Annotated in this window: 21 protein-coding genes; 14 read left to right on the forward strand and 7 right to left on the reverse strand. The window is 73.5% G+C overall.

Features of this window, described 5'->3' with window-relative positions; all coding sequences use genetic code 11:
• Positions 1-50: 50 nt before the first annotated feature.
• Positions 51-989: a 2,3,4,5-tetrahydropyridine-2,6-dicarboxylate N-succinyltransferase gene (dapD, locus tag IEZ31_RS18650; RefSeq protein WP_190251155.1), complete on the reverse strand. Its 939-nt coding sequence runs from the start codon at positions 987-989 to the stop codon at positions 51-53.
• Between the two features lie 34 nt (positions 990-1,023).
• Here dapD and dapE point away from each other — a divergent pair, with 34 nt between their 5' ends.
• The gene (gene dapE / locus IEZ31_RS18655; RefSeq protein WP_190251156.1) at positions 1,024-2,082 is read left to right on the forward strand and encodes a succinyl-diaminopimelate desuccinylase; all 1,059 of its coding nucleotides are present in this window, start codon (positions 1,024-1,026) and stop codon (positions 2,080-2,082) included.
• Positions 2,083-2,137: 55 nt separating this feature from the next.
• Here the strand turns inward: dapE and IEZ31_RS58190 are convergent, their stop codons facing one another.
• Together IEZ31_RS58190 and IEZ31_RS18660 are read right to left on the reverse strand one after the other, a co-directional pair.
• Entirely contained in the window at positions 2,138-2,272 is a 135-nt protein-coding gene (locus IEZ31_RS58190) for a hypothetical protein (protein ID WP_268241673.1), read from the reverse strand.
• 350 nt (positions 2,273-2,622) lie between these two features.
• A complete protein-coding gene (locus tag IEZ31_RS18660) occupies positions 2,623-3,363 on the reverse strand; it encodes a DUF3152 domain-containing protein (protein ID WP_190251157.1) in 741 nt (246 codons plus the stop codon).
• Positions 3,364-3,476: 113 nt separating this feature from the next.
• Between IEZ31_RS18660 and IEZ31_RS18665 the strand changes: the two genes are divergently transcribed.
• From IEZ31_RS18665 to nudC, 10 genes are all read left to right on the forward strand, one after another.
• Positions 3,477-4,280, forward strand: a complete 804-nt coding sequence (locus IEZ31_RS18665; RefSeq protein WP_190251158.1) for an LOG family protein — start codon at positions 3,477-3,479, stop codon at positions 4,278-4,280.
• Positions 4,280-4,834: an LOG family protein gene (locus IEZ31_RS18670; protein WP_190251159.1), complete on the forward strand. Its 555-nt coding sequence runs from the start codon at positions 4,280-4,282 to the stop codon at positions 4,832-4,834. Before IEZ31_RS18665 ends, IEZ31_RS18670 begins: the two co-directional genes overlap by 1 nt.
• Positions 4,835-4,917: 83 nt before the next feature.
• The gene (locus tag IEZ31_RS18675; protein ID WP_190251205.1) at positions 4,918-8,055 is read left to right on the forward strand and encodes an ATP-dependent helicase; all 3,138 of its coding nucleotides are present in this window, start codon (positions 4,918-4,920) and stop codon (positions 8,053-8,055) included.
• Positions 8,052-11,537, forward strand: coding sequence for an ATP-dependent helicase (locus IEZ31_RS18680; RefSeq protein ID WP_190251160.1), 3,486 nt, complete (start codon positions 8,052-8,054; stop codon positions 11,535-11,537). The genes IEZ31_RS18675 and IEZ31_RS18680 overlap by 4 nt, the downstream gene beginning before the upstream one ends.
• A gap of 112 nt (positions 11,538-11,649) precedes the next feature.
• Positions 11,650-11,799, forward strand: coding sequence for a hypothetical protein (locus IEZ31_RS18685; protein ID WP_190251161.1), 150 nt, complete (start codon positions 11,650-11,652; stop codon positions 11,797-11,799).
• A gap of 355 nt (positions 11,800-12,154) precedes the next feature.
• Positions 12,155-13,126 carry a hypothetical protein gene (locus tag IEZ31_RS18690; protein ID WP_190251162.1) on the forward strand — a complete coding sequence of 324 codons (972 nt, stop codon included), beginning with the start codon at positions 12,155-12,157 and terminating at the stop codon, positions 13,124-13,126.
• A gap of 37 nt (positions 13,127-13,163) precedes the next feature.
• Entirely contained in the window at positions 13,164-14,351 is a 1,188-nt protein-coding gene (locus tag IEZ31_RS18695) for a S8 family peptidase (RefSeq protein WP_190251163.1), read from the forward strand.
• Positions 14,352-14,358: 7 nt separating this feature from the next.
• On the forward strand, positions 14,359-15,654 hold the full coding sequence (locus tag IEZ31_RS18700) for a M16 family metallopeptidase (RefSeq protein ID WP_190251206.1): 1,296 nt from the start codon (positions 14,359-14,361) through the stop codon (positions 15,652-15,654).
• Positions 15,651-16,982, forward strand: coding sequence for a M16 family metallopeptidase (locus tag IEZ31_RS18705; protein ID WP_190251164.1), 1,332 nt, complete (start codon positions 15,651-15,653; stop codon positions 16,980-16,982). Before IEZ31_RS18700 ends, IEZ31_RS18705 begins: the two co-directional genes overlap by 4 nt.
• An 82-nt stretch (positions 16,983-17,064) precedes the next feature.
• Entirely contained in the window at positions 17,065-17,970 is a 906-nt protein-coding gene (nudC, locus tag IEZ31_RS18710; RefSeq protein WP_190251165.1) for an NAD(+) diphosphatase, read from the forward strand.
• Here the strand turns inward: nudC and IEZ31_RS18715 are convergent.
• Together IEZ31_RS18715 and IEZ31_RS18720 are read right to left on the reverse strand one after the other, a co-directional pair.
• The gene (locus IEZ31_RS18715) at positions 17,948-18,559 is read right to left on the reverse strand and encodes a hypothetical protein (protein ID WP_190251166.1); all 612 of its coding nucleotides are present in this window, start codon (positions 18,557-18,559) and stop codon (positions 17,948-17,950) included. The genes nudC and IEZ31_RS18715 overlap by 23 nt on opposite strands.
• A gap of 65 nt (positions 18,560-18,624) precedes the next feature.
• Entirely contained in the window at positions 18,625-18,870 is a 246-nt protein-coding gene (locus IEZ31_RS18720; RefSeq protein ID WP_190251167.1) for a mycoredoxin, read from the reverse strand.
• 84 nt (positions 18,871-18,954) lie between these two features.
• Between IEZ31_RS18720 and IEZ31_RS18725 the strand changes: the two genes are divergently transcribed.
• The 3 genes from IEZ31_RS18725 (at position 18,955) to IEZ31_RS18735 (ending at position 22,141) form a co-directional block, all read left to right on the forward strand.
• Positions 18,955-21,036, forward strand: a complete 2,082-nt coding sequence (locus tag IEZ31_RS18725) for an ATP-dependent DNA helicase UvrD2 (protein WP_229835425.1) — start codon at positions 18,955-18,957, stop codon at positions 21,034-21,036.
• Between the two features lie 126 nt (positions 21,037-21,162).
• Positions 21,163-21,639: a hypothetical protein gene (locus IEZ31_RS56660; RefSeq protein WP_229835459.1), complete on the forward strand. Its 477-nt coding sequence runs from the start codon at positions 21,163-21,165 to the stop codon at positions 21,637-21,639.
• A 118-nt stretch (positions 21,640-21,757) separates the two neighbouring features.
• Entirely contained in the window at positions 21,758-22,141 is a 384-nt protein-coding gene (locus IEZ31_RS18735) for a WhiB family transcriptional regulator (protein WP_190251168.1), read from the forward strand.
• A gap of 736 nt (positions 22,142-22,877) precedes the next feature.
• Here IEZ31_RS18735 and IEZ31_RS18740 read toward each other — a convergent pair.
• Together IEZ31_RS18740 and IEZ31_RS18745 are read right to left on the reverse strand one after the other, a co-directional pair.
• The gene (locus tag IEZ31_RS18740; RefSeq protein ID WP_190251169.1) at positions 22,878-24,290 is read right to left on the reverse strand and encodes an ABC1 kinase family protein; all 1,413 of its coding nucleotides are present in this window, start codon (positions 24,288-24,290) and stop codon (positions 22,878-22,880) included.
• 9 nt (positions 24,291-24,299) lie between these two features.
• Positions 24,300-25,367, reverse strand: coding sequence for a hypothetical protein (locus IEZ31_RS18745; RefSeq protein ID WP_190251170.1), 1,068 nt, complete (start codon positions 25,365-25,367; stop codon positions 24,300-24,302).
• Positions 25,368-25,514: the final 147 nt, after the last annotated feature.

The raw sequence follows: 25,514 nt of genomic DNA on the forward strand, positions 1-25,514 counted from the left end.
CGTCGCGATGCCGGGGCCGGACACGAAACGGCCCCGGCATCGCCGGTGCGTCAGTTGGCGTGCAGGGCGGCGTTGAGCTCGATGCCGCGGCCCTGGCGCTCGCGGACCTCCAGGCGGCCCGTCACCGAGTTGCGCAGGTACAGCAGGTTGCTCACGCCCGACAGCTCGCGCGCCTTGACCACGCGGCCGTCCGGGAGGGTCAGCTTGGCGCCGGCCGTGATGTAGCAGCCGGCCTCGACGACGCAGTCGTCGCCGAGCGAGATGCCGATGCCCGCGTTCGCGCCCAGCAGGCAGCGCTCGCCGAGGCGGATGGTCTCCTTACCGCCGCCGGAGAGGGTGCCCATGATCGACGAGCCGCCGCCCACGTCGGTGCCGTCGCCGACCACCACGCCGGCGGAGATGCGGCCCTCGACCATCGAGGTGCCGAGCGTGCCCGCGTTGAAGTTCACGAATCCCTCGTGCATGACCGTGGTGCCGGCCGCCAGGTGGGCGCCGAGGCGCACGCGGTCGGCGTCGGCGATCCGCACGCCCGACGGCGTCACGTAGTCGACCATGCGCGGGAACTTGTCGATCCCGTACACGTTGAGCCGCCGTCCCGCGGCCCGCTCGACGAGGCGCAGCTCGTCCACGCGCTCCGGCGGGCAGGGGCCGGCCGACGTCCAGGCGACGTTGGCCAGCAGGCCGAACTGGCCGTCGAGGTTGGCCTGGTGGGGCTGGACGAGGCGGTGCGAGAGCAGGTGGAGCCGCAGGTACACGTCGGCGGTGCTCACCGGCGCGTCGCCGAGCGACGCGATCTCGACCCGGACCGGCTCGACGCGGAGGCCGGGGAGCGGGCCGTCCGCAGTACCGGAAATGTCGGAAATGTCCGAAGGTGTCGGGCCCAGGCCCAGCTGGCCGGTCGGGAACCAGGCGTCGAGCACCTGCCCGGAGGACGTCACGGTGGCCAGGCCGAAGCCCCAGGCGGGCGAGTCGATGTAGGCGGTCGTCACGTGACCGAACGCTACCCCATCTAGTGTCTACTCCATGCTCACCCGTGATGTGCTCGCCGATCCTGTCGCCCTGACCCGTGCCCTCGTCGACATCGAGTCGGTGTCCGGCAACGAGGCGGAGATCGCCGACCGGGTCGAGGAGGTGCTCCCGACGCGGCTCAAGATCGAGCGCTTCGGCAACACGATCGTCGCGCGCACCGAGCTCGGCCGGCCGCAGCGGGTCGTGCTCGCCGGGCACCTCGACACCGTGCCGCTGCACGACAACTGGCCGTCCACAGTGGACGGGAACATCATGCACGGGTGCGGCACCTCCGACATGAAGTCCGGCACCGCGATCGCCCTGCACCTCGCGGTCACCGAGCCCGCGCCCCGGCACGACGTCACCTACGTCTTCTACGACAACGAAGAGGTCGACTCGGCGCTGAACGGCCTGCGCATCCTGGCCGACAGCCATCCGCAGCTGCTGACGGACGCGAGTTTCGCGGTACTCCTGGAGCCCACCCACGGCCTGGTCGAAGCCGGCTGCCAGGGAACGCTGCGGGTGCTCGCGCGCACGAGCGGCAAGCGGGCCCACTCCGCGCGGTCATGGCTGGGCGAGAACGCCATCCACAAGGCCGCCCCGATTCTCCAGAGGTTGCAGCAGTACCGAGAGCGCCTGGTCACCATCGACGGCTGCGAGTTCCACGAGGGGCTGAACGCCGTGCGGATCAGCGGCGGCGTCGCCGGCAACGTCATCCCCGACGAGTGCGTCGTCGAGGTCAACTTCCGCTTCGCCCCCGACCGCTCCGAGCGGGACGCGCAGGACCACGTGCGCGAGGTGCTCGACGGCTTCGAGCTGGACGTCGTCGACTCGGCTCCGGGCGCGCTGCCGGGCCTGGACGAGCGGCCGGCCCAGGAGTTCCTGGCCGCCATCGGCCAGCCGCCGCGGGCCAAGCTGGGCTGGACGGACGTGGCCCGCTTCGCGACGCTGGGCATCCCGGGCCTGAACTTCGGCCCCGGCGACCCCAACCTGGCCCACAAGCAGGACGAGCACGTCGAGATCGACAAGATCCGCGAGTGTGCCGTGGTCGTGCGCCGCTGGCTGACGGCCTGACGCCGGCTTCCGCGACGACGGCGGCCTCGGTGCTCTCCGAGGCCGCCGTCGCCGGTTATCGCTGTTGGTCCTCTACGGGCGGCGCGTCCGGCTGGCTGGCCATCATCCGCCGGACCGCCAGCACTTCACGGATCCGCCGGTTCATCTGCCGCTTGCGGCGATCGTGCTCGGTTCGCGTCATCGCGGTCACCCCCCACACCTTGCACCCCGGTATACCGGGTACGACGCGGTGGCAGGGTGAAACGTTGCCGTCTGCACCTGTTTTCTTACCGAACCGCGACATTCGACCGACCCGCCCCGTGGCCGCGCTCTCCCGTGGCGGCGTCGCGTACCGACGTTGGTCGATCTACCCTCGTGTTGATCACGAAAAGCGAGGGTAGATCGACCAACGTCTTACGGCTCGTGCCCGAGCAGCGGACGGTCGGCTCGCGCAGCGGGACTCGTGCGAGGGCCGGCGGGTGCGAGGGTCGGCGGGTGCGAAACGGCAGGTCGGTCGCGGGCCGGGAGGGCGGCGGGGCCGGGCCGGGGAGAGCCGCGTGGTCAGCGAGGGGCGGCGGGGCCGGTGACGTACGTCTTGCCGTCCGGATACGGCCACGGGTTGCGCACGCAGCCCTCCAGCCCGAACGTCTGCCGCGCCATCACCGGAGCCGGAGCCCCGGCGCGGGGGCACACCACGTGGCCGTTGCCCAGGAAGTGGCCGACCTCGTGGTTCACCACCATGTCCCGGTAGTCCTCCAGCTGCGGGTACCACGCCACGCCCAGCAGCCAGCGCTTCAGGTTGATGATCACGTCTCGGCCGCCGCGGCAGGAGACCTCGCCCCTGGTGCGGACGCCGCGGCGGCCGCACATCGTGTCGGTGGTCGACGGGGTGGCCAGGTGCACCGTCAGCTCGCTCGGGGTGCCGGCCGGGACCCGCTGAAACGAGAAGCGGCCGCCCGCGATCCAGCTCCGGCCGTCGGCCAGCGTCGCGTGGACCGCCGCGGCGAACGTCTCCGGGTCGATGCCGGAGCCGTCCTCGGTCGCCACGATGTACCGGACCACGTGGCCGCGCTCGCCCACCCGATCGGCGCCCGTCGTGGAGAACGAGAACGTGCCGTTGCCCCTGGGCGGCACCACGATCGGCGTGGGGGACGGCGACGGCGAGGGCGGCAGCGGCGGGGACAGGGTTGGTGACGGGGAGTCCGACGGGGACGGCGCCGGCGACGACGGTGCCGCCGCGGGCGGTTGGGCCGGGGAGGGCGCGCTCAGCCAGTACACAAGCGTCGAAATCGTGACGAGCACCGCGCAGGCTGCCGCAATGATCAGTAGCCGCCCCCGTGCCATGGGTGCATTGCTATCACGAGTTCACCGGCCTGGTCCGTCCCGTCTGGCGAGATCCACGTACCGTAGCGGGCATGACCGACGCCAAGAGTGACCAGCCTCGGGAGCGCCACCGCGGAATGGTGACGCTGCGGCGTGACGCGATTCCGTTGAGCACCGCCGACCAGCGGCTGCTCGACTCCCACCTGCGCCACGAGTGGAAGACCAAGGACGCGTGGCGGGCGCTGCGCATCCTCAGCGAGTTCGTCGAGGGCTTCGACACGCTCGCCGATCTTCCGAGCGCGGTCTCAGTGTTCGGATCCGCGCGCAGCAAGCCCGACAGCCCCGAGTGGAAGCTGGGCGAGGAGGTCGGCGGCGCGCTGGCCCGAGCCGGCTACGCGGTCATCACCGGCGGCGGGCCCGGCGTCATGGAGGCCGCCAACAAGGGCTGCTCGGAGGCGGGCGGCCTGTCGATCGGCCTCGGCATCGAGCTGCCGTTCGAGCAGGGGCTCAACGAGTGGGTCGACATCGGCATCGACTTCCGGTATTTCTTCGCGCGCAAGACGATGTTCGTGAAGTACGCGCAGGCGTTCGTCGTGCTGCCGGGCGGCTTCGGCACGCTCGACGAGCTCTTCGAGGCCGTCACCCTGGTCCAGACCCGGAAGGTGACCCGGTTCCCCGTGGTGCTGATGGGGAAGTCGTACTGGCAGGGGCTGCTGGACTGGATGCGCGACACGATGCAGGCGGACGGCAAGATCGGTCCGGAGGACCTGCAACTCCTGCTCGTGACGGACGATGTCGATGAGGCGGTACAGCACATCGTCGATGCCGGGGAGCACCTCGACGACGTGCAGGCGGCGTCGGCGCGGCGGCTCGCCCGCGAGACGGGCAACAGCTGATGGCGTCGATCGGCGTGTTCTGCGCGTCGTCGCAGCGGCTCGACGGCCGCTGGCTCGACCTCGCGCACGACCTGGGCGTCGAGATCGGGCGGCGGGGCCACGAGCTGGTCTCCGGCGGCGGCTGCGTCGGGATGATGGGTGCCGTCGCCGATGGCGCCCGGGAGGGCGGCGCCCGCACGTACGGCGTGATCCCCCAGTCGCTCGTCGACCTGGAGGTCGCCGACACCAAGTCCGACGAGCTGGTCGTCACGGACGGCATGGCGTCGCGGAAGACGCTCATGATCGAGAAGTCGGACGCGTTCATCACGCTCCCCGGCGGCCTGGGCACCCTCGACGAGCTCTTCGAGGTGTGGACGACGGGCATGCTCAACCTGCACCGCAAGCCGATGCTGCTGCTCGACGCCGAGGGCTTCTACGGCGGCCTGCTCGACTGGCTGCGCTCGCTGGCCGCGCAGGAGTTCGTCCGGCGGGAGGCGCTGGGCATGCTCCTGGTCTCGCGGGACATCAACGAGTCACTGGATCTGCTCGAAGCGTCACTGCTGGGTGGCGGCTGAGCGGTTTTGTCGGTCGGTCGTGATTCCATAGCGGCGTGACCGCGACAGCTTCCCCAGCGGGGTCCCGCCGTGCCTATCGGCTCGTGCGCCGGCCCCTCGTCAAGGCTGTCCCGGTCGGCGCCGATCCGTGGCAGCGGCTGGTGGTCGAGCACACCACCGGGCCGCTGCTGGTGATCGGCGGCCCCGGCACCGGCAAGACCAGCACGCTGGTCGAGGCGGTGGCCGCCCGTGTGGGCGAGGGCGTCGACCCCGAGCGGATCCTCGTGCTCACGTTCGGCCGCCGGGGTGCCGTGCGGCTGCGCGACCGGATCGAGGCCCGGCTGGGGCGGTCGAGCGGGCTGCGCACGACCGCCGAGCCGATGGTGCGGACGCTCCACGGCTACGCGTTCGGGCTGCTGCGCCGGGCCGCGGTCGAGCGGGGCGAGCCGTCGCCGCGCCTGCTCACCGGCCCCGAGCAGGACCTCGTGATCCGGGAGCTGCTGGCCGAGTCGCCCGCGCCCTGGCCCGAGTCGCTCAAGGGCGCGCTGGCCACCCGAGCGTTCGCGACCGAGCTGCGTGACCTGCTGCTGCGCGCCGTCGAGCGGGGCGTCCCGCCGTCCGGGCTGGCCGAGCTGGCCCGGATCCACCGGCGTGCCGACTGGGCCGCCGCGGCGCGCTTCTTCGACGAATACCTGCAGGTGCTCGCCCTGCGCGACGCGACGACCCGCGGCTCGGTGGCCTATGACTACGCCGAGCTGGTGCGCTCCGCGTCCGGCCTGCTCGCCGACGAGCCCGAGCGGCTGGAGGCGGAGCGGCGACGGCTCTCGTTCGTCTACGTCGACGAGCTGCCCGACACCGACCCGGCGCAGGTCGAGCTGCTGGAGCTCATCGCCGGCAACGGCGCCCACCTGGTGGCGTTCGCCGATCCCGACTCGTCGACGTTCGCGTTCCGGGGCGCCGACCCGTCGATCGTCGGCGACTTCCCGAGCCGGTTCCCGACGCCCTCCGGTGACCCTTCGCCCCAGGTGACGCTGCCGCACTCGCGCCGCATCGGCGGGGGCCTGCTCGCGGCGACCCAGCGGGTGGCGGCCCGCCTGCGCGGCCCGTCCCGGCACCGCCGGCTGGAGTCGCTGCGCCCCGGCGGCACGGTCGAGACCCGCACGTTCCCGTCGGAGACCTCGGAGGCGGCGTTCCTGTCCCACCGGCTGCGCGAGGCGCACCTGTTGCGCGGCGTGCCGTGGTCGCGCATGGCCGTGATCGTGCGGTCGACCGCGCGCCAGCTCGCGCCGCTGCAGCGGGCCCTGCACTCGGCCGGCGTGCCCACCGTGACCGAGGCCGAGGACCTGCCGCTGCACCTGCAGCCGGCGATCGCGCCGCTGCTGCTGCTCCTGCGGTGCGCGCTCGACGACGCCCGGCTGGACGAGGACGCCGCCGTCGCCCTGCTCCACTCGCAACTCGGCGGGGCCGATCCGCTGGCCGAGCGGCGGCTGCGCCAGGGGCTGCGGGCGCTCGCGCTGGCCGCCGGCGACCGGCGCCCGTCCGGGGTGCTGCTGGTCCGCGCGCTGCGCGACCCCGCCGAGCTGGCGATGGTGGAGCGGCGCTGGGCCTCGCCGGCCCGCGCCGTGGCCCGCCTGCTGCAGGAGGCCCGCGACGCCGCGGCCCGGCCCGGCGCCACCGCCGAGGAGGTGCTGTGGGCCGTCTGGCACGCCAGTGGCCTGGCCGACCGCTGGTCCGCGGTCAGCGCCCGGGGCGGCCACCGCGGCTCCGCCGCCGACCGTGACCTCGACGCGGTCGTGTCACTGTTCGACGCGGCGGCCCGGTTCACCGACCGGCTGCCCGGCGCGGGCACCGCCGTGTTCCTCGACCACGTCGAGGGCCAGGACCTGCCGGCCGACTCGCTCGCCCCGTCCGCCGACCGGGGCGACGCCGTGCGCATCCTCACCGCCCACGCCGCCAAGGGCCTGGAATGGGACGTCGTCGCGGTCGCCGGCGTCCAGGAGGGCGTCTGGCCCGACCTGCGGCTGCGTGGCAGCGTGCTCGGCTCCGAGCTGCTGGTCGAGGTCCTCGCCGGCCGCACGATGGAGACGACGGGCCGCCTCGCCGCGATGCTCGACGAGGAGCGCCGCCTCTTCTACGTCGCCGTGACCCGGGCCCGCGAGCAGGTGCTCGTCACCGCGGTCGCGTCCGGCGACGGCGAGGAGCAGCCCAGCCGGTTCCTCACCGAGCTGTCCAGCGACGCCGAGCTCGACGGCCAGCTCTCGTTCGAGACGCCGCGGGCGCTGACCCTGCCGACCCTGGTCGCCGAGCTGCGGGTGGCGCTCGTCGACCCCGACGCCACCGCCGCCGAGCGGTCGGCCGCCGCCGCGGTGCTCGCCCGGCTGGCCGCCGAGGGCGTGCCCGGCGCCGACCCCGACGGCTGGTGGGGCCTGCCGGCGCTCTCCGACGACCGGCCGCTCGTCGACCCCGGCGACCCGGTCCAGGTCACGCCGTCGACCGTGGAGAGCGTCGACCGGTGCAGCCTGCGCTGGCTGCTGGAGCGGCACGGCGGCGCGCTCACCCCGTCGCCCGAGCAGTCGATCGGCAACCTGGTGCACGCGGCGGCGATGCTGGCCTCCGACGCGACGGCCGACCGGGCGCAGCTGGTGGCGTATGTCGCCGATCGCTTCGACGCGATCGAGCTGTCCGCGCGCTGGCTCGCCGGCCGCGAGCGCGACCGCGCCGAGCACATGCTCGACAAGCTGATCGGCTGGCTGGCCGGCAACCCGCGCCGGCTCGTCGCCATCGAGCAGGACTTCCTCGTCGAGCTGGCCGACCCCGAGGCGCCGGTCGAGATCAAGGGCCGCGTCGACCGGCTGGAGCTCGACGACCAGGGGCGGCTCGTGGTCGTCGACCTCAAGACCGGCAAGACCATCCCCGCCAACGCCAACCTGGCCGAGCACCCGCAGCTCGCGGCCTACCAGGCGGCGATCGAGCTGGGCGCGTTCGAGGAGTCCTCCATCGCTGGTGGGGCCTCTCTGGTGCAGCTGGGCGGCGAGACCAACACCGCCCGCGAGCAGGTCCAGCCGCCGCTCGCCGAGACCGACGACCCCAACTGGGCCCGCGCGCTGGTCCAGCGCACGGCGAAGACGATGGCCGCGTCGACCTTCAGCGCCGTGGTCAACAACAAGTGCCGCGTGTGCCCGGTGAAGACCTCGTGCCCGGTCTCCGGCAAGGGCCGCCACGTGACGGGCCCGGACGCATGACGGCGGGCGCTGCGGAGCGTGCGCGCGGGGGCGCGGCCCCGCCCAGCTACACGCCGGTCGAGCTGGCCAAGCTGCTGCGGCTGCCGGCGCCGACCATCCAGCAGGCCGCCGTCATCGCCGCGCCCGTCCGGCCGCTGCTGGTCGTGGCCGGGGCCGGGTCTGGCAAGACCGAGACGATGGCCGCCCGGGTGGTCTGGCTGGTCGCCAACGGGCACGTGCGGCCCGAGCAGATCCTCGGCCTCACCTTCACCCGCAAGGCGGCCGGCGAGCTGTCCCACCGCATCCGGCAGCGGCTCGGGCAGCTCGTCCGGCGGCTCGGCCGCGACGACCTCATCGCCGGCGAGCCGACCGTGGCCACGTATCACTCGTATGCCGCGCGCGTGGTTCGCGAGCACGGGGTGCGAGCGGGGTATGAGCCGTCGACCCGGCTCCTCACCGAGGCCGCGTGCTGGCAGCTCGCCGACGCGGTCGTGCGGGCCTATGACGGCGACATGACCGCCGTGTCGTCGGCCCCCTCGACGGTCGTCGACGCCGTGCTGCACCTCGCCGGCGACCTCGCCGAGCACCTTCGCGAGCCGGCGGACGTGGCCGCCTGGACCGGGCGCTTCTTCGCCGAGGTCGGCGGCAAGACGGGCAAGATGGCCAAGCCGGTGCGTGACGTGCTGGCCCGCCAGCAGGCGCGGCTGCAGCTGTTGCCGTTGATCCGGCAGTATCAGGAACGAAAAGGCCTGCTGGAAGCCATGGACTTCGGCGACCAGCTCGCGCGGGCGGCCACGGTGGCGCGCGCCCATCCGGAGGTGGGGGCGGTCGAGCGCGACCGGTTCCGGGTGGTGCTGCTCGATGAGTATCAGGACACGAGCCACGCCCAGGTCGTGCTGCTGCGCGCGCTGTTCGGCGACGGGCACCCGGTCACCGCGGTCGGGGACCCCTGCCAGTCGATCTACGGCTGGCGGGGCGCGTCGGCCGGCACGCTGGACCGGTTCCCGCTGGAGTTCCCGATCGCGACCGACCGGCCGGCGCCCGAGCTGTCGCTGACCACGAGCTGGCGCAACCGGCCGGAGATCCTCGACGTCGCCAACACGCTGTCCCGGCCGCTGCGGGCACACGGCGCCCGGGTCCAGGAGCTGGCGCCGGCCGACCGGCTCGCCGAGCCCGCGTCGACCGCCACCGTCCACTGTGCGCTCCTCGACACGTTCGCGCAGGAGGCCGCCTGGATCGCCGACCGGGTGGTGGCGTCGTGGCGGCTGGCGGCCAAGGTCGATCCGGACACGTTCCCCTACGACATTCCGGTCGAGGACCGTCCGTCGACCGCGATCCTGGTGCGCACCCGCGCGCAGATCCCCGCCCTGGAGAACGCGCTGCGCTCGCGCGGGCTGCCGGTCGAGGTCGTCGGCCTGGGCGGGCTGCTCGACACGCCCGAGGTCCGCGACGTGGTGAGCACCATGCGCGTGCTCGCCGACCCGGCCGAGGGCGCCGCGCTGCTGCGCATCCTGACCGGCCCGCGGTGGCGGATCGGCCCGCGTGACCTCGTCGCGCTGTACCGTCGGGCCCGCCGCATCGCCGCCGAGCGGCGCGCCGGGCCGGACGAGGAGCCCGCCCTCGCCGACCGGCTCGACGAGGCGGTGCTGGTCGAGGCGCTGGACGCGCCGGGCGACCCCGAGCAGTACTCCGCCGAGGGGCACCGCCGCTTCACCGCCCTCGGCGCCGAGCTGCGCCGCCTGCGCCGCCGGCTCGACCAGCCGCTGCCCGACCTGGTGGCCGACATCGAGCGGGTGATCGGCCTCGACGTCGAGGTCGCGGCCCGGCCCGGCGACGCCGGCCTGGCCCGCGGGCACCTCGACGCGTTCAGCAACATCGCGGCCCGGTTCGCGGCGGAGTCGGAGGGGGCGACGCTCAGCGCGTTCCTGGCGTTCCTCGCCGCGGCGGAGAACGAGGAGCGGGGCCTGGCGCCCGGCGAGGTCGAGGTCGTCGAGGGCGCCGTGCAGATCCTCACCGCCCACGCGGCGAAGGGCCTGGAGTGGGACGTGGTCGCGGTGGCCGGCCTGACCGCCGACGTGTTCCCGGGCGCGAGCAACGCCGGTGACCACTGGCTGCGCGGCCTGGGCGTGCTGCCGTTCCCGCTGCGGGGCGACCACGCCGGCCTGCCGGTGCTGGACCTTTCGGGCATCACGGACGTCAAGGGCGTGGTCGCCCGGCTGGAGACGTTCAACCGCGACTGGCGCGATCACGACGTACGCGAGGAGCGCCGCCTGGCCTACGTCGCCGTCACGCGGCCGCGCCGGCTGCTGCTGGCAAGCGGGTACTGGTGGGGCGAGGGCGTGAAGCGCGCCCGTGGCCCGTCGGTGTTCCTGGAGGAGATCCGCGAGCGCTGCCTGGCCGGCGCCGGGGTGGTCGACGCGTGGGCGGAGCAGCCGGCGCAGGACGCGCAGAACCCGACGGCTGCCGACATCCCGAGCGCGAGCTGGCCGGCCGACCCGCTCGGCCCCCGCCGGCCGCTGCTGGAGTCGGCCGCGGCGATGGTCCGCGCGGCCATGGCTGAACGTGGCGAGATTGCGGCCGGCGCCGAGGAGGAGGACCGCGGCGCGGTAGGTGCGCAAACGGCGAGCGAGGAGCGGGCCGGGAGCGGCCCGGAGGAGGTCGGCGGCGGGACCGGAACACGACAGGCCGGCGGCGAGGATCGCCCGGCGGAGGGCGGCATTGCGGCCGGCGACGGAGACGGCGAGGCCGACCAGATCGACGGGGTCGACGGGGTCGACGGTCGCGCCGGGTGGGTGGCGGCCGTGGTCCGGGATGCGGCCGGGCGGCGGTGGGCGTCCGAGGCCGACCTGCTGCTCGCGGAGCGGGCCCGGCTCGCGCCGCGGCAGGACGGGGTCGTCGAGGTGTCGCTGCCCGGGCACCTGTCGGTCTCGCAGCTCGTCGCGCTCCGGCGGGACCCGCAGCGGCTGGCGCGGGCGTTACGGCGGCCACTGCCCGCGCGGCCCGACCCCTACGCGCGGCGCGGCACCGCCTTCCATCACTGGCTCGAGCAGCGGTTCAACGCCGAGCGGCTGATCGACATCGACGAGCTGCCGGGAGCCGCCGACGAGGGCGCCGCGCCCGACGAGGCGCTCGCCGATCTTCAGGCGCGGTTCCTGGCCAGCGAGTGGGCCGACCGGGTGCCGTTCGACGTGGAGGTGCCGTTCGCGTCCGTCGTCGCCGGGGTGGTGGTGCGCGGGCGGATGGACGCGGTGTACCGGTACGCGGACGGGCGCTACGACGTCGTCGACTGGAAGACCGGGGGCCGGCCCGGCAGCAGCGACGCGACGGCGGCGGCGGTGCAGCTCGCAGCGTACCGGCTGGCCTGGGCGGAGCTGCGCGGCGTGCCGCTGGAGCAGGTCGGGGCGGCGTTCTTCTACGTGCGGGACGGCGTCACCGTCCGGCCCGCCGACCTGCTGGACGAGGCGGGACTGCTGGGATTGATCACCGCGCTGCCCGCGGGATGAACCTCAATGAATTGGCAAGGTTCCGACAGCTCGCTGTCGCGCGGGCCGGATTGTCGCCGAAGCTGTCAAGGGGGGCATGCGAGGGGGAGTCCGCACCATGCAGGGATCGCAGATGAGAGAGGTCGCCTTAGTCGTCGGCGTCGCGACCGCGGGTGTGCTGACCGTGGCGCTGATCGTCATCGGTCCGGTGGCGGCCGCCGACGATCCCAGGTATCCACAGATTACCCAGCTGCACACCCCGTCCCAGCAGCCGCAGCCGTAGGGTCTGCCTGAACGGCCGGCGGAGCCCGGCCGCATCGAAGGGTTGCGCGGGGGCGTCGGCCGCGCCTGACGGAGGCCCGCACGAGGCTGGCCCGCGGGAGCGCGCCGCCGGCGGGGCGGCCGGACGTCGGGCGGAAAAGGCGCCAGGTCGGTGAGGTCGGCCACACCGTGGCGGGCGGCCGGACGCCGGGCGGAGTAGCGCGGGGCCGGGGCGAGCGGGCGCCGGGCGGAGTAGCGCGGGGGCCGGGGCGAGCGGACGCCGGGCGGATGCCGGGCGAAGGGACCGCAACCGGGCCGTGACCACCCGCGGGGCGTCTTTGGCAACCCGGGCGTCGGGCTGCGACACTTGCGGGGAGATGACCGAGCACCGTTCGCCGTGGGCGGAGCCCGACACCCAGGTTGTTGTCGAGCCACCACGCCCCTCGCCGACCGTTCAACGGCCGGCGGCGCAGCCGCGCGCGGCGGAAGGGTATGGCTCCGGGCGAGTCTCCGGGCTCGGGGTTCCGCCGATCGAGCCGCCGCCCGACGTGGGCGGCGGTGGGCCGGGTGACGACGACGACCCGATCAAGCGCAACAAGAAGATCATGAAGTGGCTGCTCGGCGGGGCGGTCGCCGTCGTGGTCATCGGGCTCGTGATCGTGCTCGGGTCGGTCATGACCAACAACGCCACCACGCCGGGGGGACTGTTCGGGGACCGGCCCAAGGGGCCCAGCGACACGCGGCCCGAGCTGGCCCGCCGCTGCCCGCCGCCCAGCATCCCGCCGGAGCGGCCGAGCCAGGCCGCGCCGGACGTGCCGGCCGGGCCGCGGACATCCGACCCGGAGGCGGGCATCTCGTACAAGGAGTACGGATCGCCCTGGGAGCCCTGGGACGCGGCCTGGGTCGACCGGGGCGAGCTCAAGGTGACCTACCGGGTGGGCCAGCACTTCGTCACCGAGCCCAACTACGACGGCAATGGCTCGGACTACCACGCGACGATCCTGTCCGGCCACGTGCCCGCCGCGGTCAACGACGGGCTGGTGCTCGACCTGAAGTGCATCGGCGACCAGATCGCCGCCGACGTGCGGGTGAGCTTCTACCCCGACAGCAACCAGCGCGAGGACATCGAGGCCCGCGACCTGGAGCTCGGCGGCCGGCCGGCGCGGCTGATCAAGTTCCGGCTGCACTTCTCCCAGCCGGGGCTCAAGGCCAAGAGCGAGCTGGTCTCGATCGCGCTGATCGACGTCGGCAAGGTCGAGGCCGCGATCCTCTACGTGTCCATCCCCGACACGCACCGTCAGTACGACAAGGTCGCGGACGAGGCCGTCGAAAGCGTCCGACCTCTGTAAGTGGCGTTGCTTGCGTCGATCCGGCACGCTATCGCGCATGAAGCAGCCGGTGGCCTTAGCGGTGGCCCTGGGGATCGGTGTCGCGCTCGGCACCGCCGGATCCGCACACGCTGACGTCATTCGCGACGATCAGTGGCATCTGCGGTACCTGATGGTGGCGGAGGCCAACCAGAAGAGCCGCGGCGACGGGGTGACGGTCGCGATCGTCGACACGGGTGTCGACCGCAGCCACCCCGACCTGGTCGGCGCGATCCTCGACCCGGTGTTCGTCACCGAGACCCCGAACGCGACCGGCGTCGACCAGAACGGTCACGGCACCGCGCTCGCCGGCCTGGTCGCCGGCCAGGGCCACAAGGACGAGCGGACCGGCGACGAGCACGGCGCCGGCGTCATCGGGGTGGCCCCGGGCTCCCGGATCCTGCCGGTGGTGATCGGTCAGCCGGCCAGCCCCGACCCGTCCGGCGCGGTGACGCCGGACCAGTTGGCGGACGGCATCGACCTGGCGGTGAGCCGCGGCGCCAAGATCATCGTCGTCGGATACTCGGTGGGCGGCAGCGAGCGGCTCATGCGGGCCGTCCGCGACGCGCAGGAGAGCGACGCGATCGTGATCGCCGCCGACGGCAACCAGCCGACCCAGGATTTCGAGCCGTTCCCGGCGGGCTACGACGGCGTGCTCGCCGCGGTACCGCTGACTCGTGCGGGTGACGTGCGGGTGCAGTCCACGAGCGGGCGGCGCCTGGGCTTCGGCGTGCCCGGCGACCAGATCATGACCACCAACAGCGGCGGCGGCTACCGGGTCGACGACGGCAGCGCGTCGCCCGGCCTGCTCGCCGGGGCGGTCGCGCTGCTCCGCTCGGCGTACCCGGCGCTCAAGGCCGGCGACATCGTCCGCCGGATGACGCTGACCGCGGCGGACGCCGGCGAGAAGGGCCTGGACCGGGAGTACGGGCAGGGCCGCCTCGACCTCGTGCCCGCCCTGACCAAGAGCCTGCCGGTGCCGTCGCCGAGCGCGAGCCCGTCGCGGAGCGCGGTGCCGAGCGCCACCGCGCAGCCCGCGGCGCCGATCGCGGCCCGGGACCCCCGCTCGCGGGAGCCCTACGGGTGGCTGCTGGGGCTGCCGCTGGTCGTGGTGATCGGCGTTCTGGCCGCCAATGCGGTGCGGGCCGAACGTCGAATCCGGGTTTCCTCGACGGACGGGATAGATTCGGAGCGTGCCTCGTCGTAGTCCCGCCGTGCGAATTCCGGCCTCAAAGTATCCCGCCGAGCGCCTCACCCTGCCCAATGGCCTGCGGGTGGTGCTGACCCCCGATCGCGCCGCGCCGGTCGTCGGCGTGGCCGTGGTGTACGACGTCGGCATCAGATCCGAGCCGCAAGGCCGGACCGGCTTCGCCCACCTGTTCGAGCACCTGATGTTCCAGGGCTCGGAGAGCCTGGAGAAGCTGGCGCACTTCCGCTACGTGCAGGGCTCGGGCGGCACGTTCAACGGATCGACCCATTTCGACTACACCGACTACTTCGAGACGCTGCCGTCGAACGCGCTGGAGCGGGCCCTCTTCCTGGAGGCCGACCGGATGCGTGCGCCGCGGCTGACCGAGGAGAACCTGCGCAACCAGGTGGACGTGGTCAAGGAGGAGATCCGGGTCAACGTGCTGAACCGGCCGTATGGCGGGTTCCCCTGGCTGCGCCTGCCCCCGGTCATGTTCGACACGTTCCCCAACGCCCACGACGGCTACGGCTCGTTCGACGACCTGGAGTCGGCGACCGTCGCCGACGCCGCCGACTTCTTCGACCGCTACTACGCCTGCGGCAACGCCGTGCTGGCGATCTCCGGCGACTTCGACGTGGCGACGGCGACGGCGCTGGTCGAGCGGCACTTCGGCGACGTGCCGGCCCGGCCCGCCCCGGTGCGGCCCGACTTCGCCGAGCCCGACCTCACCGCGGAGCGCCGGTCGTCCTACGAAGACCGGCTGGCGCCCCTGCCCGCGGTCGCCGCGGCCTGGCGGGTGCCCGACCCGATCAACGATCTCCGCGGTTACCTGCCATTTGTGGTACTGGCTGAGGTGCTCACCGACGGGGACGCCTCGCGCCTCGTCGAGCGTCTCGTGCTGCGCGACCGCTCGGTGACGAGCGTGGGCGGCTACGTCGGCTTCATGGGCGAGCCGTTCGCGGTGCGCGACCCCACGGCGCTCGTCCTGCAGGCGCACCTGCCTCCGGGCGGCGACGTCGACAAGGTGCTGCGCTCGGTCGAGGAGGAGTGCGCCCGCATCGCCTCCGACGGCCTCGCGGCCGACGAGCTCAGCCGCACCCAGGCCCGCATGGCCACCCACCTGCTGCGCGACACCGACGCCGTGCTCGGCCGGGCGCTGCAGATGGCCGTCCTGGAGCAGCAGCGGGGCGAGCCGGAGCTGCTCAACCAGCTGCACACGCTGATCGGCGAGGTCACCGAGGACGAGATCGTCGCCGCGGCCGCGCAGCTGGTCCCGTCCCGCCGCGCCGCGGTCGAGGTCATCGCCGGAGGAGCCAAGTGACTGTCGAAACCCCGCTTCCCGAGCGGACCCTGCCGGTGCTCGGGCCCAACCGCCCGCTGAAGCTGCCGAAGACCGTCGAGCAGACGCTGTCCAACGGGCTGACCGTGATCGCGCTGCGCCGCTCGTCGGTGCCGCTGGTCGAGATCCGGCTGCGCGTGCCGTTCGCCAAGGCGAATCTGGCCAAGGCGGCCATGCTCACCCAGACCGTGCTCTCGGGCACGTCGGCGATGTCGACCGTGGACATCGCCGCCGAGCTGCAGAAGGTCGGCGGCGGGCTGTCCGCGGGCGCCGACCCCGACCGGCTGCTCATCTCGGGCAACGCCCTCGTCGGCGGCCTGGAGCGGCTGCTCGACATCCTCGCCGAGGTGCTCACCGACGCCAGCTACCCGACCGACGAGGTCGCCACCGAGCGGGCACGGCTCGTCGACCGGATCCGCGTGGCGCAGAGCCAGCCGAGCCACCTCGCCCGGGTGGCCCTGCTGAAGCGGATGTACGGCAAGCACCCCTACGCCGTCCAGACCCCGACGCCGGAGCAGGTGGAGGCGGTCACCCCGGCCGGCCTGCGCACACTGCACGGCGAGCGGGTCCACCCGGCCGGCGCCACGCTGGTCATCGTCGGCGACATCGCGCCGGAGAAGGCGATCGCCGCCGCCGAGAAGATGCTCACCAAGTGGGACGGCAACGGCGTCGCGATCGAGCTGCCGACAGTCCCGGCCCTGACGCCCGGGCCGCTGACCCTGGTCGACCGACCCGGCTCGGTGCAGTCGTCGCTGCGCATCGCGCTGCCGGCGGTCACCCGGCAGCACCCGGACCACGCCGCGCTGCAGCTGGCCAACCTCGTCTTCGGCGGCTACTTCTCGTCCCGCTGGGTCGAGAACATCCGCGAAGACAAGGGGTACACCTATGGCCCCCACTCCCTCGTGGAGCATGCCGTCGCCGGATCGGCCCTGGTGGTCGCGGCCGAGGTGGCGACCGAGGTGACCGGGCCGGCGCTGCTCGAGACGCTCTACGAGCTGGGCCGGCTGGCCAGCCTCCCGCCCAAGGAGGACGAGCTGGAGCAGGCCCGGCAGTATGCGCTCGGCACCCTGCAGCTCGGGATGTCCACCCAGGCGGGCCTGGCCGGTCTGGTCTCCACCTACGCCGGCTTCGGGCTGCGGCTCGACTACCTCGCCGAGCACGCGGCCCGGCTGGGCAGGGCAACCCGGGAGCAGGTGGCCGCGGCCGCCGCGGAGTACCTCGCGCCGGCCAAGGCCGCCGCCGTGGTCCTCGGCGACGCCGAGCAGATCGAGAAGCCGCTCAGCGCGCTCACGACCGTGATCCGGGGATGAGCGGTTCCGGAGCGGAGCGGAGGAGGCCGCTCATCATGGGCTCAGTTGCAGACTCGTGCGGCCGGAGCGGAGCGGAGGGCGCATGAGCCCCATGGAAGGGCCGCCGCTGGCGCGGGGCACGCTGGATCGGGCGGCGCACCGCCGAACCGACGAGGAGTGGCTCGGCAAGGCGTGGCTGCACGCCCGCGTGGTGGTCGTCGACGACGGGCACGTGCTGGTCCGCGGCGACGACCCGCCGGAGCTGGTCCTCGTCGGCCCCGACGAGGCGCCGCCGGGCGAGCGGTTCTTCCTGGGCGAGGAGCCGGACGGCACGGTGTACTTCGCCGTGGCCGCCGACGTGACGGCCCCGCCCGGCACGCGCCGGGTCACCCTGCGGCAGGTCGGCCACGCGCTGGCCGACCTGCCCGCCGGGCTGTTCATCACCGGGGTCGCGCTGGCCAACTGGCACTCCCGGCACCCCTACAGCCCGCTCAGCGGCAAGCTGACGGTGCCGGCGCAGGGCGGCTGGGTGCGGCAGACCGAGGACGGCGCGGAGACGCTCTGGCCGCGCACCGACCCCGCGGTGATCATGCTCGTGCACGACGACGTCGCCGGCCTCGACGGCCGCTGCCTGCTCGGCAGCAACGCGCAGTGGGCGAACGTCGGCAGCGTCCGGCGGTATTCGACGCTCGCCGGGTTCGTCGAGCCGGGCGAGTCGGCCGAGATGGCGGTCGCCCGCGAGGTGCTCGAAGAGGTCGGCGTGCGGGTCACCGACGTGCGGTATTCGTCGAGCCAGCCCTGGCCCTTCCCGGGCTCGCTGATGCTCGGCTTCCACGCGACGGCCCCGGCCGGCGCGGAGATCCACGTCGACCAGCAGGAGATCCAGGAGGCCCGCTGGTTCACCCGGCGCGAGATCGCCGCGGTGCTCGACGGGTCGTCGCGCGACTTCGGGCTGCCGTTCCCGGCGTCGATCGCGCACTACCTCATCACGTCGTGGCTCGGCGCCTGAGCTGCTCCGCGTGCCACTTGGCGCACCAGGTGTCGAGCACGCGGGCGGCCTGCGCCGGGCTCGCCTCGCGGATGTCGTAGTCGATCTTCGGGCTGGACAGGGCGTAGGTCGGATGCCAGGCCATGTCCCGCCAGAGGGCCTCCTCGTCGATCCGCCCGTCCGGCGTGACCGTCCGGCGCAGCAGCGACACCGGGGCGTCGGGGGAGGAGTCCTCGTCGACGCGCACGAAGTACGTGATCAAGAGGCGCGGCGGCTTGGGCGGGCCCGACCGCCAGGCGGCCAGGGCCTCCGCGACCAGCCGGTCGTCCTGCGCCGGGACGGGCGCCCGGAACCCGCGGGCCTCCATCTGGTCGACGAGGTCGGGCTCCGGCGCGAGGCCGTGGTCGAGGATCTCCTCGACGAACCGCTCCGGCCACAGCCAGACCCCGTCGGTGTGCAGCACCGCGGGGCCTGAGCCGTGTCCGATCGTGGTGCCACCGGCCAGGTAGTCGGCGATCTGCCGCCGGCGGTCCAGGTCCGCCACGCGCGGCCGTTCGGGCGCGTGATACGGCACCGGGCCGCGGACGGCGAAGTCGCGCGCTACCCGCATGGTGGCGACCTCCCCAGGTGTCCCTGGAGTCACACGGTAGCGACTTGACGCCGCTTCGTGAAGGGTCAGCTACTGAGCGCGCTCTCCAGCTTCGACTTCACCTGCTTGATCGTCGGGTTGGTCAGGGCGGTGCCGTCGTCGAACCGCACGGTCGGCACGGTCTGGTTGCCGCCGTTGACGCTCTCGACGTACTTCGCCGCCGCCGGGTCCCGCTCGATGTCGACGACCTGGTACTGGATGCCCTCGCGGTCCAGCTGCGACTTGAGGCGGTGGCAGTAGCCGCACCAGGTCGTCGAGTACATGGTGATCATGAGGTGTGTTCCCTCCCGGCGGATCGTCGAGGCACGAAGTAGCGCTCGCCATAACGTCATACCCGGCTGAGATGATGCCTAGTTGTGGCGGATTCCTCAGACATCTTGACGGGCCTGGATCCGGAGCAGGCGGCGGCGGTGACCGCGCCCGCCGGTCCGCTGTGCATCCTGGCCGGCGCCGGCACCGGCAAGACCCGGGCGATCACCCACCGCATCGCGCACCGCGTCCGGTCCGGGCAGGTCCGGTCCCAGCACGTCCTCGCCGTCACGTTCACCGCCCGCGCCGCCGCCGAGATGCGGGCCCGGCTCGGGCAGCTCGGCGCCGACGGGGTCCAGGCGCGCACGTTCCACTCGGCGGCACTGCGCCAGGTGCGCTACTTCGCCCAGCGGCTCTTCGACGGGCGCGAGATGCCGGAGCTGCTGGAGAGCAAGGCCCGGCTGGTCGGGCTGGCCGCCACCCGGGCCGGCCTGAAGATCGACGGCACCGGCGCGCGCGACCTCGCCGGCGAGATCGAGTGGGCCAAGGCGTCGCTGGTCGAGCCCGACGACTACGCCGCGGTGGCCGGCAAGGCGATGCGCGAGCCGCCGTTCGAGGTCGGCCGGATCGCCCAGGTCTACGCGCACTACGAGCGGATCAAGCGGGCCCAGGGCGTGATCGACTTCGAGGACATGATCCGGGCCGCCATCTGGGCGCTGGAGGAGCACGCCGACGTCGCCGAGCAGATCCGCTCGCAATATCGGCACTTCGTCGTCGACGAGTATCAGGACGTCAACCCGATGCAGCAGCGGCTGCTCGACGCCTGGCTCGGCGGGCGTGACGACCTGACGGTGGTCGGCGACGCGAGCCAGACGATCTACTCGTTCACCGGCGCCAGCGCGACCTACCTGGTGGGCTTCAAGCGTCGCCACCCCGACGCCCGCGTCGTCCGGCTGATCCGCGACTACCGCTCGACCCCGCAGGTCGTCGGCCTGGCCAACTCGGTCATCTCCCGGGCCCGCGGCGACCTGGCCCGGCTGCGGCTGGAGCTGGTCGGCCAGCGGCCCGCCGGCCCGGAGCCGGCCACCCGGGTCTTCGCCGACGAGCCGGGGGAGGCCGCGGCCGTGGCGGCGCGCTGTGCCGAGCTCATCGCGGGCGGCACGCCGGCGCGCGAGATCGCGGTGCTGTTCCGGATCAACGCGCAGTCCGAGGTGTATCAGGAGGCCCTCGCCGAGGCGGGCGTGCCGTACGTGGTGCACGGTGCCGACCGCTTCTTCGAGCGGGCCGAGGTCCGCCAGGCGATGATCGTCCTGCGCGCCGCGACCCGGACGCCCCCGGCGGGCGAGACGCTGCCCGAGGTCGTCGTCCAGGCCCTGGAGGGGATGGGGTGGCGGCCCGGCGAGGCGCCGGCCGGCGGCGCGTTGCGGGAGCGCTGGGAGGCCGTGGCCGCGCTCGTGGCGCTCGCCGAGGGCATGCCCGACCGCACCCTGGAGGAGTTCAACGAGGAGCTGTCGCGGCGCGCGGCGCTGCAGCACGTGCCGACCGTCGACGGGGTCACCCTCTCGTCCCTGCACTCGGCGAAGGGCCTGGAGTGGGACGCGGTGTTCCTGGTCGGACTGACCGAGGGCACGCTGCCGGTGATCCATGCGCGATCGGCCGACGCGGTCGAGGAGGAGCGGCGCCTGCTGTACGTCGGGATCACCCGCGCGCGGCACACGCTCTGGCTGTCGTATGCCTCGGCCCGCAGCCCCGGCGGCCGCGCGCGGCGGGCCAGCCGGTTCCTGCCCTCGGCGGAGCCCGCGCGCACCGCGCCCGCGCCGAAGGGGGCGGTCGCCGGGCGGGTCAAGCGGGTGATGGCGGTGTCCTGCCGGGTCTGCGGCACCGGGCTGATCAACGGCGTCGACCGCAAGCTCGGCCGCTGCGCCTCCTGCCCGTCCGACCTCGACGAGGAGCTGCTCGGCCGGCTCGTCGACTGGCGGGCGCGGCTGGCCCAGGTCCAGCGCGTCCCACCGTTCGTGGTTTTCACCGACGTCACCCTCGCGGCGATCGCCGAGCGGCGCCCCGGCCGACGCGAGGAGCTGGCCGTCATCGCCGGCATCGGGCCCCGCAAGCTGGGCCTCTACGGCGACGACGTCCTGGCTCTGGTCAGCGGCGCGACCGTAGAGGATCTTGCTCACGTCGATGGCTGAAAAGTGACAAGGACTTTTCTCCAATAATTCGATTGCCCTACCGTCGAGGGACGGCATAGCCTGCGAACACGACGCCGGACGACCGGCGGTCGACGGCTGATGAGTGCGGAGAGGCGGTGAGTCCCGGTGAAGCTCTATCTAACCAACGAGCGCCCATCGGCGACGTTCGCTGCCTGCTTGCCGTCAACCGTGCTGGCCCGCCGCGTCTCGCCGCCGTCCGTTCTCGCTCCGTGGCAGGAGTCTGTCCTTGGCGGCGTCGCCGTCGCGCAGGCCCCGGTTGCGGCGGTCGTCCCGGCTCCGGCCGCGGTCCCGGCTGTCTCCGCTCTGGTCTCCGTCCTGGTTCCGGCTGCCGTCAGCACTGTCACGGCACTGGCTACCGAGTCGGTCCGGGTTGGCGGGGCGCGCCGGATCGACGGACTGGTCGGCGACGGCAAAGTCGGCGCTGAGCGCCCGGTTGCGGACCAGCCGCAGCAGGTCATTCAGCTCGACCGGCGTGGGATCCAGGTTCAGGGGACCAGTGGGTTCACCGCCAAGCACGGCATGACGGCTCCGAAGCCCAATGGCGGAGTCCGCGGCATACCACCTCGAGGCAGGCCGGTCTAACAGACCGACTCTCCGGCTCACCTCGAGGCCGCGGAACCCGACACCGGGATCCGCGGCCTCATTCATTTTGTACCGACGATCACACCAAACGATCGAGAAACAGAAAGGGGTGACCGGGATGAGCCTGGCTTTGGCATCGATCGACGTGCGTGTCGAGTCGGCCGCCGACGAGCGCCTCCGTGTCGCTGCGCGAGGCGTCAAGTCCGACCTGCCCTGCCGTACCTTCGACCCGGACCTGTGGTTCGCCGACTCGCCGGCCGAGCTCGAGCTGGCCAAGTCGCTCTGCGCGGAGTGCCCGCTCCGTGTCGAGTGCCTGGCGGGCGCGATCGAGCGCGCCGAGCCCTGGGGTGTCTGGGGTGGCGAGATCTTCGAGCGCGGTGCCGTGGTGCCGCGGAAGCGTCCGCGGGGTCGTCCGCGCAAGGAGGACGTCGCGCGCGACGCCGTCCTGCGGGTCGAAGTTGCTGCTCGTGCCGCGGCGGTTGCCGCGGGGGTGGCGGCCTGAAATGAACGCACATCTGTTGCCAGCCAGCCGAGGACTGCGAAACCCGCAGCCGACCCGGCTTCTTCTCAGCACGCCGTCCAACGACGTTCGCACCAACCGACCCAGGAGTCTCGCCATGTCCTTGCAACTTCTCCATGAAGCACTGTCACGCGCACGAATGCGTCGGCCTCAGTCGGTACAGCACGCTGAGGCTCACTCGTCCGCCCGTCAGATCGCCATGCGCGCCCGTCGCGAGCAGGAGCGGCAGCTGAGCCTGCGCTGATGGTGTCGCCCTCCCCGGCTTCGGTTGGGGAGGGCCCCTCTCTCTTTCATAAACGTTGGTCGATCTACCCTCACGATCCGAGATCGGATGGAGGGTAGATCGACCAATGTCTGTTTGTGTGGCGCGGTGCGCGAGCGGGGTGCACGGGCGGCGCGGTGCCGGGCGGCGCGGCGTGGTGCCAGGTCGGGGTGGGGCGGCGCCGGTCGGGGTGGGGCGGCGCTGCGTGGGGCCGGGTGCCGGGACTGGGTGCGGTGCCAGGTCGGGGTGGGGCGGCGCGGCCAGGTCGGGCCGGGTGCCGGGACTGGGTGCGGTGCCAGGTCGGGGCGGCGCGGCCAGGTCGGGCCGGGTGCCGGGACTGGGCGCGGTGCCAGGTCGGGTCAGGCGGCGCGGCGTGGGGCGGGGTGGGCGCGGGCCGGGCGGGGTGGGCGCGGTGCTGGATCGGCGATGCGGGCGGCGCCCTGTGCGGGAGCGCGCCTAAGCCGCGTCGTCGGCGGGCTTGCGGCGGCGGGTCGACTTGGTCGCCCGCTTCACGACGGCCCGCGGGACCTGCTCGTCGGTCGCCTCCGGCTCGGGCTCGGGCTCGGCGAAGCCGGGGAGCCAGCGTTCGAGGATCGAGCGGTACGGCGCCTTGGCCTCGAGCTGGCACAGGACGCCGATCGAGCCGAGCGTCACCCGGTGGGTCAGCATGTACGACGGCGGGAGGTTGAGCTGCCGGCTCATCGTGTAGGCCGGGCTCTTCGGGTTGGCCAGCCGCCCAGCCTCGGCCCGCAGCCAGGCCCGGCTGAACCGGAACTCGGGCTCGGCGAGGGGGTCGAGCATCGGCCTGATGTACGCGAGCACCGCCTCGGCGTCGATCTTCGCGTCGCCCTTGAGGAAGCCCTCGCCCTGCAGGCCCTCCAGCACCGCCCGGGCGTCGCCGGCCAGGGCCAGGCGGGTCAGGCGGCCGATCACCTCGGGGTGGCCGCCGGGCAGGTGGGCCACCGCGCCGAAGTCGAGGACGCCGAGCCGGCCGTCGGGCAGGAGGCGAAAGTTTCCCGGATGCGGGTCGGCGTGGAGCATCTCGGCGCGGGCCGGCGCGGAGAAGTGGAGCAGCGCCATGCGCTCGCCGGCGTGGTCGCGCTCCTCCTCGGTGCCCGAGGCGATGATCGTCGACAGCGGGGTGCCGTCGACCCACTCGGTGACCAGGACGCGCGGCGACGCGCGAAGCACCCCGGGCACGTAGATGTGGGGGTCGTCGGCGAACGCCGCCGCGAAGGCGGTCTGTGAGCGGGCCTCCAGCTCGTAGTCGAGCTCCTCGGTGACCCGGTCGCGGATCTCCTGCACCAGCGGCTTCACGTCCAGCCCGGGCTGGATGGCCTTGAACAGGCCGGCGAACCGGGCGAGCTGGTTGAGGTCGGCGCGCAGGGCGTCGCCGGCCCCCGGATACTGCACCTTGATCGCCACCTGGCGACCGTCGGCCCAGACCCCGCGGTGCACCTGGCCGATGCTCGCCGCGGCGGCCGGCTTGTCGTCGAACTCGGCGAACAGCTCGCGCCAGTCGTCGCCCAGCGACTCGGCGAGCACCTTGTGCACGCTGGCGGCCGGCAGCGGCGGCGCGGCCTCCTGCAGCTTGGTGAGGGCGGCACGGTAGGGACCTGCGAGCTCCTCGGGCAGCGCGGCCTCGAAGACGGACAGCGCCTGCCCCATCTTCATCGCACCGCCCTTGAGCTGGCCGAGGACGCTGAACAGATGCTCGGCGGTGCGTCGCTGGACATCGGCGGAGACGACGTCGGCGGCCATGCCGGTGACGCGCTTGCCGAGGCCGAGCGCCGCCCGCCCGGCGAGCCCTAGGGGCAGTGACGCCAGCCGTGCGGTGCGGGCGACTGCGCCCCTGGGGATCTCGGTCACACGTCATTCTTACCCGGTCGGAGCGCTCCGACGACGGCGACGGCAGTCACAGCGTGGATGAGCGCCCCATTCTCGCCGCCGAAACTCGCCCGCGCGGGGTATCTCGACGATCGCCGCCTCGGTCCGCGGGGTGGTGCCGTCGAGGTACGACAGCACCTCGTCGGCGGCGAACGCGGCCCCGGCGAGGGCCGTGGTGGACGCGCACGGCTCCCCGTCGCGGATCGGCGTCGTGGCCAGCTGGGCGGCGAGCGCGGGCCAGGCCGGATCGCGGTCGAGCCGGTGCAGGTCGAGGCAGGCCCGGCAGGGCGAGCCGGACGGGCGGACCAGCGGTCCGACGAGAACGGTGCCGAGGCGCACGGTGACGTCCAGCCGGGGCAGCGCGTTCAGCCGCACACCCCGGCGCGCCAGCGCCGGCGGCTGCCGGTCGCCGACGCGGACCACGAAGTCGACGGCATCCGCCCGTACCGCTGAAACCTCCGCGTCCGGAGCGAACCGCACGATCGCCGTCGCGGTGGCGATGGCCCGCGACGAGTCGACGTCCGCGCTGCTCAGGCCGCCCACCAGGACGTCCGGTGGGCCGGTGAGCCCGTCGACGGCCGGGTCGACGTGCCCGACCCCGGCCGCGGCCAGCACGGCCGCCAGCGGGGCGACGAGCGGCCCGTCGCCCGCGACCATGACCTTGGCCGCATTACGGCGCCGGAGGATGTCGGCGGGAGTGCGCCGCCCGGGCCCCGGCTCGGTGCGCAGCCGCAGGCCGATCGCGGCCGCCTCGATGCTGAGCCGCCGGTGCGTCCGCCGTGGCAGGCCGACCGGGACGAGCGCATGGGCGCCGACCACGAGGCCGGCGTCGTGCAGGACGCCGATCAGGTCGAGCGCGTCCTGACGCCCGAGCCCGAGCGCCTCGGCCGCGTTGAGCACGGCGCGCTCGGTGTGCGAGCCGTCGAGCAGGTCGAGGATCCGGGCCAGCTCCGGGCGGCGCAGCTCGAGGATGATCGCGGTGGCCGGGTCGGTGCCCAGCTGGACCGTGCGCTCGTCGCGCCAGAGACGCCGCAGGTTGGGCAGAAGCGTCGGTCGCATACGAGCAAGGCTGGCAGAGCGTGGGCACCGGCCGCGGTGGTTGTCCACAGGACCGTCCACCGTCGGCCGGTGTTATCCACAGCTTGCCGCCGAGTTATCCACAGCGAACTGCACGAAGGCCGCAAACCGCGCGGGCAGTTGTGCGCG

This window comes from Dactylosporangium sucinum, from assembly GCF_014647515.1.
Lineage (GTDB): Bacteria > Actinomycetota > Actinomycetes > Mycobacteriales > Micromonosporaceae > Dactylosporangium > Dactylosporangium sucinum.

Coding starts and splice junctions, on each gene's coding strand:
- dapE (WP_190251156.1), top strand. CDS start 1,024: ATGCTCACCCGTGATGTGCTCGCCGATCCTGTCGCCCTGACCCGTGCC.
- IEZ31_RS18665 (WP_190251158.1), top strand. CDS start 3,477: ATGACCGACGCCAAGAGTGACCAGCCTCGGGAGCGCCACCGCGGAATG.
- IEZ31_RS18670 (WP_190251159.1), top strand. CDS start 4,280: ATGGCGTCGATCGGCGTGTTCTGCGCGTCGTCGCAGCGGCTCGACGGC.
- IEZ31_RS18680 (WP_190251160.1), top strand. CDS start 8,052: ATGACGGCGGGCGCTGCGGAGCGTGCGCGCGGGGGCGCGGCCCCGCCC.
- IEZ31_RS18685 (WP_190251161.1), top strand. CDS start 11,650: ATGAGAGAGGTCGCCTTAGTCGTCGGCGTCGCGACCGCGGGTGTGCTG.
- IEZ31_RS18690 (WP_190251162.1), top strand. CDS start 12,155: ATGACCGAGCACCGTTCGCCGTGGGCGGAGCCCGACACCCAGGTTGTT.
- IEZ31_RS18695 (WP_190251163.1), top strand. CDS start 13,164: ATGAAGCAGCCGGTGGCCTTAGCGGTGGCCCTGGGGATCGGTGTCGCG.
- nudC (WP_190251165.1), top strand. CDS start 17,065: ATGAGCCCCATGGAAGGGCCGCCGCTGGCGCGGGGCACGCTGGATCGG.
- IEZ31_RS18715 (WP_190251166.1), bottom strand. CDS start 18,559: ATGCGGGTAGCGCGCGACTTCGCCGTCCGCGGCCCGGTGCCGTATCAC.
- IEZ31_RS18720 (WP_190251167.1), bottom strand. CDS start 18,870: ATGATCACCATGTACTCGACGACCTGGTGCGGCTACTGCCACCGCCTC.
- IEZ31_RS18735 (WP_190251168.1), top strand. CDS start 21,758: ATGAGCCTGGCTTTGGCATCGATCGACGTGCGTGTCGAGTCGGCCGCC.
- IEZ31_RS18745 (WP_190251170.1), bottom strand. CDS start 25,367: ATGCGACCGACGCTTCTGCCCAACCTGCGGCGTCTCTGGCGCGACGAG.